This window comes from Curtobacterium sp. Arg-1, assembly GCF_025643395.1.
In the GTDB taxonomy this organism is placed as follows: Bacteria; Actinomycetota; Actinomycetes; order Actinomycetales; family Microbacteriaceae; genus Curtobacterium; species Curtobacterium poinsettiae.
This window is the reverse complement of the sequence record NZ_CP095731.1, coordinates 2,294,890-2,307,542: the sequence shown is the minus strand read 5'-3', so window position 1 is coordinate 2,307,542 and position 12,653 is coordinate 2,294,890. Positions and strand designations below refer to the sequence as shown.

The 12,653-nt window shown below is 72.4% G+C and carries 11 protein-coding genes; 9 read left to right on the top strand and 2 right to left on the bottom strand.

All coding sequences use genetic code 11. The annotated features are described in order from the left end of the window. Positions 1-6 precede the first annotated feature (6 nt). Positions 7-1,089, top strand: coding sequence for a D-alanine--D-alanine ligase family protein (locus tag MXD64_RS10970; RefSeq protein WP_042539679.1), 1,083 nt, complete (start codon positions 7-9; stop codon positions 1,087-1,089). Between the two features lie 9 nt (positions 1,090-1,098). On the opposite strand, the gene MXD64_RS10965 is transcribed toward MXD64_RS10970, so the two are convergent. Then, positions 1,099-1,581 (bottom strand): DUF3515 family protein, encoded by a 483-nt coding sequence (locus MXD64_RS10965; RefSeq protein WP_071251633.1) that lies wholly within the window; start codon positions 1,579-1,581, stop codon positions 1,099-1,101. A gap of 24 nt (positions 1,582-1,605) precedes the next feature. Between MXD64_RS10965 and thiL the strand changes: the two genes are divergently transcribed. Continuing rightward, positions 1,606-2,601, top strand: a complete 996-nt coding sequence (gene thiL / locus MXD64_RS10960; protein WP_263136418.1) for a thiamine-phosphate kinase — start codon at positions 1,606-1,608, stop codon at positions 2,599-2,601. 102 nt (positions 2,602-2,703) lie between these two features. Here the strand turns inward: thiL and MXD64_RS10955 are convergent, their stop codons facing one another. Then, positions 2,704-3,264, bottom strand: coding sequence for an RsmD family RNA methyltransferase (locus MXD64_RS10955; protein ID WP_017887148.1), 561 nt, complete (start codon positions 3,262-3,264; stop codon positions 2,704-2,706). A gap of 98 nt (positions 3,265-3,362) precedes the next feature. Here MXD64_RS10955 and MXD64_RS10950 point away from each other — a divergent pair, with 98 nt between their 5' ends. The 7 genes from MXD64_RS10950 to MXD64_RS10920 all read left to right on the top strand — a co-directional run bounded on the left by MXD64_RS10950 (position 3,363) and on the right by MXD64_RS10920 (position 12,563). Then, the gene (locus tag MXD64_RS10950) at positions 3,363-5,591 is read left to right on the top strand and encodes an ATP-dependent DNA helicase RecG (protein ID WP_071251635.1); all 2,229 of its coding nucleotides are present in this window, start codon (positions 3,363-3,365) and stop codon (positions 5,589-5,591) included. A 38-nt stretch (positions 5,592-5,629) separates the two neighbouring features. Continuing rightward, complete coding sequence (coaD, locus tag MXD64_RS10945; RefSeq protein ID WP_017888275.1) at positions 5,630-6,115, top strand: pantetheine-phosphate adenylyltransferase; 486 nt, start codon at positions 5,630-5,632, stop codon at positions 6,113-6,115. Positions 6,116-6,208: 93 nt separating this feature from the next. Continuing rightward, positions 6,209-6,793 carry a YceD family protein gene (locus MXD64_RS10940; RefSeq protein WP_017888274.1) on the top strand — a complete coding sequence of 195 codons (585 nt, stop codon included), beginning with the start codon at positions 6,209-6,211 and terminating at the stop codon, positions 6,791-6,793. Between the two features lie 55 nt (positions 6,794-6,848). Continuing rightward, the gene (gene rpmF / locus MXD64_RS10935; protein ID WP_017888273.1) at positions 6,849-7,052 is read left to right on the top strand and encodes a 50S ribosomal protein L32; all 204 of its coding nucleotides are present in this window, start codon (positions 6,849-6,851) and stop codon (positions 7,050-7,052) included. Between the two features lie 13 nt (positions 7,053-7,065). Then, positions 7,066-7,791 carry a ribonuclease III gene (gene rnc / locus MXD64_RS10930; RefSeq protein ID WP_017888272.1) on the top strand — a complete coding sequence of 242 codons (726 nt, stop codon included), beginning with the start codon at positions 7,066-7,068 and terminating at the stop codon, positions 7,789-7,791. 4 nt (positions 7,792-7,795) lie between these two features. After that, the gene (mutM, locus tag MXD64_RS10925; protein WP_017888271.1) at positions 7,796-8,767 is read left to right on the top strand and encodes a bifunctional DNA-formamidopyrimidine glycosylase/DNA-(apurinic or apyrimidinic site) lyase; all 972 of its coding nucleotides are present in this window, start codon (positions 7,796-7,798) and stop codon (positions 8,765-8,767) included. Positions 8,768-8,798: 31 nt separating this feature from the next. Continuing rightward, positions 8,799-12,563: an AAA family ATPase gene (locus MXD64_RS10920; protein ID WP_263136417.1), complete on the top strand. Its 3,765-nt coding sequence runs from the start codon at positions 8,799-8,801 to the stop codon at positions 12,561-12,563. Positions 12,564-12,653 lie beyond the last annotated feature (90 nt).

Here is a 12,653-nt window from a genome sequence, read left to right as displayed (position 1 = left end):
ACCCCCATGCCCAGGACCACCGTCGCCGTGCTCTTCGGCGGTCGATCGAGCGAGCACGAGATCAGCTGCGTGACCGCAGGCGGCATCATGGACGTCGTCGACCGGTCCGAGTACGACCTGGTGCCGATCGGGATCACCCAGGACGGTGCCTTCACGCTGCAGTCCGACGACCCGGCGCAGTGGACGATCCGCGACGGCGCGCTGCCGACCGTGGCCGACAACGGCACGCGGATCGCGTTCCCGACGTCCCCGGCCACGAACGAACTCGTCGTGTCGCACCCCGACGGCACCGTCACCGCGATCCCGGTCGACGTGGTGTTCCCGATCCTGCACGGCCCCTTCGGTGAGGACGGCACGATCCAGGGCCTGCTCGAGATCGCCGGGCTGCCCTACGTCGGCGACGGCGTGCTCGCGAGCGCCCTGGCGATGGACAAGCACGTCGCCAAGGCCGTGCTCGAGCACGCCGGGCTGCGGGTCGCCCCGTGGACCACGGTGCTCCGCCGGCAGTGGGCGGCCGACCCGGTCGACGTCGCCGAGACGGTCGCGGCACACGGCTGGCCGCTGTTCGTCAAGCCGGCCCGAGCGGGATCGAGCATGGGCGTCTCGCGCGTCGACGACCCCTCGCAGCTGGGTGCCGCCATGGACCTGGCGTTCGAGCACGACTCCAAGGTCATCATCGAGCCGCGGGTGATCGGCCGCGAGGTCGAGGTGGCCGTGCTCGAGGGGCGCGACGGTGCGCCGCGGACGAGCCTGCCCGGCGAGATCGTGGTGGCCGAGGACGGCTTCTACGACTTCGCCTCGAAGTACCTGGGCGGCGACGAGTCGCTCCTCTGCCCGGCCCCGCTGACCGAGGCGCAGACCGACGAGATCCGCTCGATCGGCGCGCGCGCGTTCGAGGCCATCGGCGGTTCGGGCCTGGCCCGTGTCGACTGCTTCCTGACCGACGACGGCTTCGTCGTGAACGAGGTCAACACGATGCCGGGCTTCACGCCGCTGTCGATGTACCCGCGCTGCTGGGCGGCGTCGGGCGTGTCCTACGGCGAGCTGGTCACCGAGCTCATCGAACTGGGTCGCGCCGCCGTCCGCTGACCAGGTCGGTCAGCCCTGCACGTCCGCCGGGTCGAGGCACTCGTGTCCGTCCTTCGGCAGCGACGACACGGCGTCGGACAGCTCCTGCACGACCGACGTGGTCTTCGTCGAGTCGACGACGACCTGCACGGCCGGCGACCGTCCGAACGTGGTGAAGACGACCTGGTCGCCGCGGTCGTCGCGGATCCAGTCGACGCCGCCCTGCGAGAAGCACGGCAGGTCGGACACGGTGGGCACGGCGACGCCGCAGTGGTAGATCGCCACCTCGGGGTCGCCCCAGGCCGCCGTGGCCTGTGCGTTCGTGTTCCGCAGGTCGAACTCGGAGCCCACGGTCGCGGGCAGTCGGACCTGCACGGCGGCACACGCTGCGGCGTCGGCCGACGGCGCTGCGGTCATCGAGACGGCGTTCGTGCACCCGGTCAGCCCGGCGGCGAGGGTGATCACGACCCCGACGATCGCGAGGGTCCGAGGGGTGCGGCGCGCGGTGTCCATCACCGTCCAGGCTACCGTTCTCGTGTGGACGCGACGGACGACGCCTGGAACGGACCGACGGTGGGGGAGCTCGGCGAACTCGTCGTCCTCGACCGGATCACGAGCAGCCTGCCGACCGGGACGCCGATCCTCGGCCCCGGTGACGACTGCGCGGTGGTGGCAGCACCCGACGGTCGGTTCGTCGTCACGACCGACATGATGGTCCACGGTCCGGACTTCCGGTGGGCATGGTCGTCGCCGACGGACGTCGGGTGGAAGGCCGCCGCCACGAACCTCTCCGACGTCGCGGCGATGGGTGCGGTGCCGAGTGGCCTCGTGATCGCCCTGGCAGCGCCGCAGGACACCCCCGTCGCGGTCCTCGAGGGCATCGCCGACGGCTTCCGGCTCGCCGTCGACGCGCTCGCGCCGGGGTGCGGGGTGGTCGGTGGGGACCTCTCCACCTCGGCCACGTTCACGGTCACCGTCACCGCCTTCGGCGACCTGCGCGGCCTCGCACCCGTGCTGCGGTCGGGCGCCCGGGTCGGTGACGTGCTCGCGGTGTCCGGCGAGACGGGTCGTGCCGCACGTGGGCTGTCCCGGCTGTTCCGCGACGGCGTGGACGACCGGGGCGAACCGGACCGCGCAGCGACCGTGACGAGCGGCGCCGACACGGACCCCGACGTCGGACGGCAGCGTCGCCCGGTCCCGCCGATCGCCGACGGCCCGCTCGCCGCGCAGACGGGGGCCACCGCGATGCTCGACCTGTCGGACGGCCTGGCGATCGATGCCGGCCGGATGGCACGCGCGAGCCGCGTCACGCTGGAGATCGACGCCGAGGCCGAACTCGACGACGCCGCGCTGCACGGCGGCGAGGACCACGGACTCCTCGCCACGTTCCCCGCCGACGTCGTCCTGCCCGGGGGCTTCCGCCGCATCGGCGTCGTGCGGGAGCGTGGCGACGCAGACCTGTTGCGCGCCGGCTCCCCGGTGCCGACGACCGGCTGGGACCCCTACGCCGACTGGGACGGCGCCGCCGGCTGACCCGGCTGACCCGATCCGGTCGGTGCAGGACCGTGTTGCGACAGGACACGCGTCGTTCGACAGGTGCACTGTCGCAGAACGCGTGCACAGGCGCGCCGCGCCTCAGTCGGCGGCGACGGCCTCCCACGCGACGGTCTCGCCGTAGCTGCGCTTGCTGAACGGCGCGAGCCCCGTCGGCCAGGTGGGTTCGGGGGAGCGCTTGCTCCGCTCGACCACGACGACGGCGTCGGGAGTCAGCTTGGGCGCCAGCGCCTCGAGCACCTCGGCGAGCTCGTGCTCCGTGACGTCGTAGGGCGGGTCGATGAACACCAGGTCGAAGGTGCGGACGGTTCCGCGCAGGTACCCGAGCACGGGCTGCGGCTGCACGTCGATCCGGACACCGGGGATCCGCTGCTGCACGGCCTTCGCGTTCGCCCGGCACGCCTGCGCCGCTGCGGACGCCCGGTCCACCAGGACCACCTCGACGGCCCCGCGCGACGCCGCTTCGAGCCCGAGCGCGCCCGTGCCCGCGTACAGGTCGGCCACCGACGTGTCCTCGACCAGTCCCCGCGCCTCGAGCGACGAGAACAGCGCCTCACGCACGCGGTCGCTCGTCGGCCGGGTGCCGGACTTCGGCACGCGGAGCGTCAGGGAGCCGGCGGCGCCGGCGATGATGCGGGTCATGCAGCCACCGTATCGGCCCGGCGGGTCCGTTCCGGCGTTCTCCACAGGCCCGTTCGGGAGGCGCGGGTGGGGTCGGTCGTGCCCGGTACCGTTGGACCGTGGTCACCTCCGGAACCCCCGCTGCGCCGGCCGCGCCCGACCTCGGTCCGGCGCCGCTCGACGCGCGGCTCGCGAACGTCCTCGGCGGTCGGACGGCGACCGCGATCGAGAAGGCCTTCGGCTACCGCACGGTGGGGGAGTTCCTCGAGCACGCGCCGCGTCGGTACGCCGAGCGTGGTGCGCTGACGGCCCTCGACTCGCTCGCGATCGGCGAACCGGTCACCATCGTGGCCGAGGTGGTCGACGTCCGCGAACGCACCATGCGCGCGCGTCGTGGCTCCATCCTCGAAGCGAAGATCGGTGACGGCAAGGGGCTGCTCACCCTGACGTTCTTCAACCAGGGATGGCGCACGAAGGACCTCGTGCCCGGTGCCCGCGGCATCTTCTCCGGCAAGGTCAGCGACTACCGCGGTGCCCGGCAGCTCGCCCACCCGGACTACGAGCTGTTCGACCCGGACGACCCACGGGCCACCGCCGACCCCGGTTCCGACGAAGCGATCCGGTGGTCGCGCCAGCCGATCCCGATCTACCCGGCGACGGCCTCGCTCACCTCGTGGCAGATCGCGAAGTCCATCGGCATCGTCCTCGACACCCTGCCGGACCTGCCCGACCCCGTGCCCGCGTCCGCGCGGTCCCGGCTCGACCTCGTGCCGTTCCGCCGGGCTCTCGAACTGCTGCACCGCCCCGAGAAGGTCGCCGACTTCAAGCGCGCGCAGGACGCCCTGCGCTACCGCGAGGCGTTCGTGCTGCAGACCGCCCTGGTGCAGCGCCGGATCGCGGCCCGTCGCACCGCGGCGACGCCGCGCGTGGCCGCTCCCGGTGGCATCCTCGAACGCTTCGACGCCACCCTGCCCTTCACGCTGACCGACGACCAGCGTGCCGTCGGTGCCGACATCGACCACGACCTCGCCCGTACCTGGCCCATGCACCGCCTGATCCAGGGTGAGGTCGGTTCCGGCAAGACCCTCGTGGCGATCCGGGCCATGCTCACCGTGGCCGAGTCCGGCGGGCAGTCCGCGCTCATCGCCCCGACCGAGGTGCTCGCGGCGCAGCACCTGCGGTCCATCGTGAAGTTCCTCGGTCCGGACCTGGCGGCCGAACTCCGACCGGTGATCCTGACGGGGTCGCAGTCCACCGACGAACGCCGTCGTGCCCTGCTCGCCGCGGTGTCGGGCAGCTCACGGCTGGTCGTCGGCACCCACGCCCTCCTGGGCGACCGGGTGGACTTCGCCGAGCTCGGACTCGTGGTGGTCGACGAGCAGCACCGCTTCGGCGTCGAGCAGCGCGAGGCCCTCCGCACCAAGGGCACGACCCCGCCGCACGTGCTCGTGCTCACGGCCACACCGATCCCGCGCACCGTCGCGATGACCGTGTTCGGCGACCTCGACGTCTCGACCATCACGGGCATGCCGTCGGGGCGTGCCGGCGTCGAGACCTTCACCGTCCCGCTCGCGGAGCACCCCGGCTGGGAGCCCCGGATCTGGTCGCGGATGGCCGAGGAACTCGCGAAGGGCCGGCAGGCGTTCGTCGTCTGTCCGGCCATCGACGACGCCCACACCGAGGACGACGGGGAGCCGGAACCCGCCGAAGCCGAGGCCGACGCCCCGAAGCGCGCTCCTGCGACCGTCCTCGCCACGGCCGAGCGGATGCGCACCATGCCCGCGCTCGAGGGGCGCTCGATCGCGGTCCTGCACGGCCGGATGACCGCCGACGAGAAGGACCGCGTGATGACGTCCTTCGCCGCCGGTGACCTCGACGTCGTCGTGGCCACGACCGTGATCGAGGTCGGGGTCGACGTGCCGAACGCGGCGATGATGGCGGTCCTCGACGCCGACCGGTTCGGTGTCTCGCAGCTCCACCAGCTGCGCGGTCGCATCGGCCGTGGGCAGTGGGCCGGTGTCTGCCTGCTCGTCACCACGGCCGAGCTCGAGACCACCTCGCGTGAGCGCGTCGACGCGGTGGCCGCCTCGGACGACGGCTTCGAGCTCGCCCGGATCGACCTCGAGCTCCGACGCGAAGGCGACGTCCTGGGTGAACGGCAGTCCGGAGGGCGGTCCTCGCTCAACCTGCTCCGGGTGGTCGAGCACGCGGACCTCATCGTCGACGCGCGCGAAGAGGCCGAGCGGGTACTCGAACCCGACCCGGAGCTCGAGGGGTCGCCGGCCCTCCGCGACGCGCTCGCCCGGCGCCTCGACGAGTCCGACGCGGCGTTCCTCGGCAAGAACTGACCCGGGGGCACGACGGCGCGCGCGGTATCGTCGCTGCCATGGCGCAGATCGCGGTGGTCCCCGGTTCCTTCGACCCCGTCACCCTCGGGCACCTCGACGTCATCGGCCGCGCGGCCGGGCTCTTCGACGAGGTGCACGTCCTCGTGGTGCACAACCCCGACAAGAAGCCGGCGATGTTCGAGGCGGTCGACCGGGTCCGGCTCATCCGGGACTCGCTGGTCGAGGTCGGCGCGCCCGGGACGGTCACGGTCGGCGAATGGACGTCGGGCCTGCTGGTCGACTACTGCCGGCAGGTCGGCGCGAAGGTCCTGGTGAAGGGCGTGCGGTCCGGCGAGGACGTCGCGTACGAGACCCCGATGGCCATCATGAACCGCCACCTGGCCGACGTCGAGACGGTGTTCCTGCTGCCCGAGGCATCGCGGGCGCACGTGTCGAGCTCGCTCATCCGCCAGGTGTCGTCCCTCGGCGGCGACGTCACGCCCTACGTGCCGAAGACCGTCGCGGACGCCCTCGCGGCCCGCTGAGCGTCCCCGGGGCGGCACCGCGTCCGGACACGCCTGTCGCCACCTCGACTCTCGGCCTGGATCGCGCTAGGCTTGTCGATCGTGTCTTCCCCCGTGAACAGCCCCTACGCCCTGCGCGTGCGCGACCTCGCGCACCGGCCGGGCGAGATGCGCGAGCACTCGCTCGACATCGAGGTGCCCGACGCGATGGGGGCCGGTCTGATCGCCGTCCGCCAGGGTGCGGAACTGCGGATCGACGTCAAGCTCGAAGGCCTGCACGAGGGCGTCCTCGTGTCCGGGCACGCTTCAGCCGACGCCGCGGGGGAGTGCTCGCGCTGCCTCATCGACATCAGCGAACCGATCGAGGTCGATTTCGCCGAGCTGTTCGCGTATGATGCCTCGGAGGATTTCGACTTCTTCGTTCGCGATGACCACGTGGACACCGAACAGGTCGTTCGAGATGCGGTGGTGCTGTCGCTGCCGTTCCAGCCGGTCTGCCGACCGGACTGCCCAGGACTCGACCCGGTGACGGGTGAGCGTCTGGCCGACCTCGGCGAGCAGCCCGCTCGTCAGGTGATCGACCCCCGGTGGGCAGCGCTCAGCGGGATCGCTCTCGACGACAGTGCTGCAGGATCCACCGACGGTGACACCACCGCACCGAAGACCACCGAGGGCGAGGAGCGGGCCGAGACCGAGTAGGTCCCGACACCGCCAGCCCCCGTTCCGACCACCGACCAACCGAAAGAGATTCACCATGGCCGTTCCCAAGCGCAAGCAGTCCCGTGCGAACACGCACGCCCGTCGTTCGCAGTGGAAGGCCACGCCGATCCAGCTCGTCAAGACGATCGAGAACGGTCAGGTCACCTACAGCCTCCCGCACCGCGCGAAGGTCGTCGAGGACTCGGCCGGCACGCCCCTGTACATGGAGTACAAGGGCCGCAAGGTCGCCGACGTCTGATCGGACCGAACGCATGACGACAACGTCCGGCGCTGCGGGGTCTCGCCCCGCGGGGCCGGACGTCGTTCGTCTGCAGGGCATCCTCGGGGTCGACATCGATCTCGAGCTGCTCCAGCTCGCCCTGACGCACCGTTCCTACGCCTACGAGCACGGCGGCATCAAGCACAACGAGCGCCTCGAGTTCCTCGGGGACTCGATCCTCGGCCAGGCCGTGACCGTGAAGCTCTACCGGTCGTTCCCCGACCTCGACGAAGGCGACCTCGCCAAGCGTCGAGCGAGCCTGGTGTCGACCGTGGCGCTGGCCGAGATCGCCCGGATGATCGGGCTCGGCCGCTACCTGCGCCTCGGCAAGGGCGAGGAACAGACCGGTGGGCGCGACAAGTCGTCGATCCTGGCCGACACGGTCGAAGCCGTGATCGGCGCGACGTACCTGTCGGCCGGCCCCGACCCGGCCACCGAGCTCGTGCTCCGTCTGGTCGAGCCGCTCATGATCGACCCGGACCGCTTCGGCGCCGCGATGGACCCGAAGACGAGCCTGCAGGAGCTCGCCTCGAGCCGCTCGCTCGGCAACCCGGCGTACCGCGTCACCGAGACCGGCCCGGACCACGACAAGACCTTCACGGCCACGGTCGTCCTGCAGGGCGAGGACATCGCCACCGGCACCGGGTCGAGCAAGAAGGCAGCCGAGATGGCCGCCGCGCTCGACGCGTGGACGCGGCTGTCCGGTCGAGCGGCCTGACCGCGTGCCCGAACTCCCCGAGGTCGAGGTCGTCCGCGCCGGCCTCGAACCCGCCGTCAGCGGCGCGCGGGTCCTGCACGTCGACGTGGTCGACGACCGTGCCCTGACCCGGCACGACGGCCCCGCCGAGGACTTCGCCGACCGACTGACCGGTCGCACCATCGCCGCCGCCGTCCGCCGGGGCAAGTTCCTCTGGATGCCGCTGCAGCCCGAGCACGACGGGGACCGCCCCGAGGCACTCGTCGCCCACCTCGGCATGAGCGGGCAGATCCTGCTGGGCCGTGGTCGGCAGGCGGCGAAGCACCGGCGGATCCTCATCGACGTGCAGCCCGCGGGCACCGACCGTGCGGGTGCGCCGGAACCCCCGGTGGAGCTCGAGTTCGTCGACCAGCGCACGTTCGGTTCGATGGCGATCGACGCGATGGTGCCGACGATCGACGGAGCTCCCGCCGGGTTCGGCGGGCAGGTCGACGCGACCGACCCCGACGCCGTGTGGCGCCGATGGGTGCCCGGCCAGGTGTCGCACATCGCGCGTGACCCACTCGATCCCGCGTTCGACGACGACCGGTTCACCGCGATGGCCCGGAAGCGCTCGAGCGGCATCAAGCGGGTGCTGCTCGACCAGGGTGTCGTGAGCGGCATCGGCAACATCTACGCCGACGAGTCGCTGTGGGCGGCGAAGCTGCACTACGACCGCGCCGCCGACCGGCTCACCCGCGCCGACCTGCGACGCCTGCTCGACGAGGTCCGCGCCATCCTGCGCCGGGCGCTCGAGGACGGCGGCACGAGCTTCGACGCCCAGTACGTCAACGTGAACGGGCAGTCCGGGTACTTCTCGCAGCGCCTGAACGTCTACGGCCAGCAGGGCAAGCCGTGCCCCCGCTGCGGCACCACGATCGTCCGCGAGGCCTTCATGAACCGGTCGAGCCACATCTGTCCCGTGTGCCAACCGCGTCCCCGTGCCCGCACGCGTTAGCCTGACGCCAACCTGAGCATCCGGAGACCGCATGTACTTGAAGAGCCTGACCATCAAGGGGTTCAAGTCCTTCGCGCAGCCGACGACGTTCGCGTTCGAGCCGGGCGTGACGTGCATCGTCGGCCCGAACGGCTCCGGCAAGTCGAACGTGGTGGACGCCCTGGCCTGGGTGATGGGGGAGCAGGGGGCGAAGACCCTGCGCGGCGGCAAGATGGAGGACGTCATCTTCGCCGGCACCTCCACCCGCGGTCCGCTCGGTCGCGCCCAGGTGCTGCTGACCATCGACAACAGCGACGGCCTGCTGCCGATCGAGTACTCCGAGGTGACGATCGCGCGCACGCTGTTCCGCAACGGCGGCAGCGAGTACGCCATCAACGGTGAGAACTGCCGACTGCTCGACGTGCAGGAGCTGCTGAGCGACACCGGCCTGGGCCGTGAGATGCACGTGATCGTCGGGCAGGGGCAGCTCGACAAGGTGCTGCACGCCACGCCGGAGGACCGCCGCGGCTTCATCGAGGAGGCCGCGGGGATCCTGAAGCACCGCCGCCGCAAGGAGAAGACCCTCCGCAAGCTCGACGCGATGCAGACCAACCTGACCCGCTTGTCCGACCTGGCCGGTGAGATCCGGCGGCAGCTGAAGCCCCTCGGGCGACAGGCCGAGGTCGCGCGCAAGGCCCAGTCGGTCGCCGCGGTCTTCCGCGACGCCAAGGCCCGCATCCTGGCCGACGACGTGGTGCGCCTGCGCCGCGAGCTGCACGACCACCAGGAGGTCGAGGCCGGCCGCAAGTCCGAGCGCATCGTCCTGACCGAACGGCTCGACCAGACCCGGGTGCGCCAGCAGCACGTCGAGCAGAGCATGGTCGGCGACGACGTCGACCGCGCCCGCACCGTCGTGCACCGGCTCGAGAGCGTGCAGGAGCGCCTCCGCGGCCTGTCGAGCCTGGCGAACCAGCGCCTGATGTTCCTGGCGCAGCAGGCCGACGCCCCGCAGCAGGGCCCGACCGTCACCCAGGAGCAGGTGGCCGGGGTCCGCGCCGAGGCCGATCGCCTCGCGGCCCGTGCCGACGAGATGCAGGGCGGCTCGGCGACGACGGCCCGTGCCGTGCAGGACGCCCGGGTCGCCCTCGACGCCCTCGACGAGCGGATCGCCGCGCAGGCCGCCCGGGTCTCGCAGCACGACCTCGAGGCGCAGCGGCTCGCCAGTGCCGTCGACGTCGCGCGGTCGAAGCGCGGTTCCGCCGTCGCCGACCGTGAACGGCGGGAGCGGGCTCTCGCCGAGGCCGGGGAGCGTGCCGAGCGTGCTGCGGCGGCCCTCGCCGAACTCGGGGTCGACCCGTCCGAAGGTGTCGACGAGGCCGCACTCGCGCAGACCCTCGAGCAGGCGCGCGCCGAGCTCGAACGGGCCCAGAGCGCGCGCGACGAGCAGCGCGACCGGCTGCACGCCCTCGAACGCGAGCGGGACGCCCTGGACGCCCGGGTCACCGCGCTCGGCATGTCGATCGAGGTCCGTGACGGCTCGCAGGCCCTGATCGACGCCGGCCGCGCGGGCATCGTCGGTCGCCTGGCCGACAGCCTGACCGTGTCGCCCGGGTTCGAGGCCGCGATCGCCACCGCGCTCGAGGGCCTCGCCGACGCCGTGCTCGCCGACGGCCGCGGTGTGGCGCTCGACGCCGTCGACCACGCCCGTGCCGCTGACCTCGGCCGGATCGACGTCGTCGTCGCGGACGCCGTGCCCGTCTCCACCGCTCTGCCCGCGACCCTGCCGGCCGGCGTCCGCCGTGCCACCGACCTGGTGCAGGGACCGCCGGCGCTCGCGTCGATCCTGCGCGACACGCTGGTCGCGGAGACCGACGACCTCGACCTGGAGGCGGTGCTCACCGCCGCCCCGCAGGCCACGGTGGTCACGCGGTCCGGCGACCTCGTCCGTGCGGTCCGCGTGACCGGCGGCGGGGAACGCGTGACCTCGCGTATCGAGCTCGTCGCGGAGCGCGACGACGCCGTGACCCGACGCGACGCGATCGTGACTGACGCCGAGGACGCCGCCACGGGCCTCCAGGCCGCGCGCAGCGCCGTCGAGGACGCACGCCGTCGTGCGGACGAGGCCGACGCGGCATCCCGGGCGTACACGCGGGCGAAGGCCGAGTACGACCGCACGAGTGCGTCGACGCGGGCGAAGGCGGAGAACGCCGCGGCCGAGGTCGAGCGGCTGCGCGCCGCGCTGGCGGAGACCGACGGTGCCGTCGAGACCGCCGAGGCGGCGCTGGCCGAGGCCGAGTCGGCCCACCGGACCTTCACCGAGCAGGACCGCCCCGTGGTCGACGCGTCCGAGCGCCCCGCGCTGCAGGACGCGCTCGAGGCCGCGCGCGCCGCCGAGGTCGAGCAGCGCATCCAGGTCGAGACCGTGCGCGAGCGGGTGCGCGCCGAACGAAACCGCGCCGACCAGCTCGAACGCCAGCTGGAGGCCGAGCGTGCCGCCGCTGAGGAAGCCGCGCGGCTCGCGGTGATCCGCCGCGGACAGATCCGCACCGCCGAAGCCGTGCTCGCCGACCTGCCCGGGGTGCTCGGCGCGGTCGACCGTTCGCTGGCCGAGGCGCGGGTGCAGCTGGCGACCGAGGAAGCCGAGCGGTCGAAGCGCAACACCGAGCTGCAGACGATCCGCAACGAGGAACGTGAACTCCGCGACCGCCTGCAGACCATCACCGACGGCGTGCACTCCCTCGAGATGGAGATCTACGAGAAGAAGCTGCACGTCTCCGGCGTCCTCGACCGGGCGCAGAGCGAGCTCGGGCTGACCGAGGCGGTACTGGTGGCCGAGTACGGGCCGCACGTGCCGGTGCCGGTCGACGTGCTCGTGGACCCGCGGGTGCTCGCGCGGAAGCACCGCGAGGCGGAGCGCGCAGCGGCGGCCGTCGCCGCCGACGCCGCGGGCGTGCCCGAGCCGGACCGCGCGGACGCGCACGAAGACGCAGACGCCGAGATGAGCACCGACGACGGCACTGACGAGCCGGCCGACGACCTGGCCCTCGTCGAGCCTGCGTCCACCCTGCCCGGCGGCCCCGCCCTGCCCGAGTTCGACACGACCGACGAGATCGACCCCGCCGACGTCGAGACCGTCCCCTACGTCCGCGCCGAGCAGGAGCGCCGGCTCAAGGCCGCCGAGCGCGACCTCGGGCAGCTCGGCAAGGTGAACCCGCTCGCGCTCGAGGAGTTCCAGGCGCTCGAGCAGCGGCACGCGTTCCTCGCCGAGCAGCTCGAGGACCTGCAGAAGACCCGGACGGACCTGCTGACGATCATCGACGAGCTCGACACGAAGATGCAGACGATCTTCGAGTCCGCGTTCAACGACACGAAGGAAGCGTTCGACGTCATCTTCCCGATCCTGTTCCCGGGCGGATCGGGGTCGATCAACCTGACCGATCCGTCCGACCTGCTGGGCACCGGGATCGACGTGCAGGTGAAGCCCGCCGGCAAGAAGATCGACCGCCTGACGCTGCTGTCCGGCGGCGAGCGGTCGCTGGCTGCGGTGGCGCTCCTCGTCGCGATCTTCACCGCGAGGCCGTCGCCGTTCTACATCATGGACGAGGTCGAGGCGGCGCTCGACGACGCCAACCTCGGCCGTCTGCTGACCGTGTTCGAGCGCCTGCGCGAGTCGTCGCAGCTCATCGTCATCACGCACCAGAAGCGCACGATGGAGATCGCGGACGCCCTGTACGGGGTGTCGATGCGGCAGGACGGCGTCTCCGCCGTCGTCGGGCAGCGGGTGCAGAAGCGCGAGCCGGCGGACGCGGTCGCGTAGGCGCCCTGGTCGCGACCGCGACAGACAGGAGGCGCGGTGCCAGCTGGCACCGCGCCTCCTGTTCCGTCAGGTGCGTCCGGACAGGACGCC

What these genes read in the sequence shown, in the direction of transcription:
- MXD64_RS10970 (WP_042539679.1), top strand. Translation starts at nt 7, where the DNA reads ATGCCCAGGACCACCGTCGCCGTGCTCTTCGGCGGTCGATCGAGCGAG.
- MXD64_RS10965 (WP_071251633.1), bottom strand. Translation starts at nt 1,581, where the DNA reads ATGGACACCGCGCGCCGCACCCCTCGGACCCTCGCGATCGTCGGGGTC.
- MXD64_RS10955 (WP_017887148.1), bottom strand. Translation starts at nt 3,264, where the DNA reads ATGACCCGCATCATCGCCGGCGCCGCCGGCTCCCTGACGCTCCGCGTG.
- coaD (WP_017888275.1), top strand. Translation starts at nt 5,630, where the DNA reads ATGGCGCAGATCGCGGTGGTCCCCGGTTCCTTCGACCCCGTCACCCTC.
- rpmF (WP_017888273.1), top strand. Translation starts at nt 6,849, where the DNA reads ATGGCCGTTCCCAAGCGCAAGCAGTCCCGTGCGAACACGCACGCCCGT.
- rnc (WP_017888272.1), top strand. Translation starts at nt 7,066, where the DNA reads ATGACGACAACGTCCGGCGCTGCGGGGTCTCGCCCCGCGGGGCCGGAC.
- MXD64_RS10920 (WP_263136417.1), top strand. Translation starts at nt 8,799, where the DNA reads ATGTACTTGAAGAGCCTGACCATCAAGGGGTTCAAGTCCTTCGCGCAG.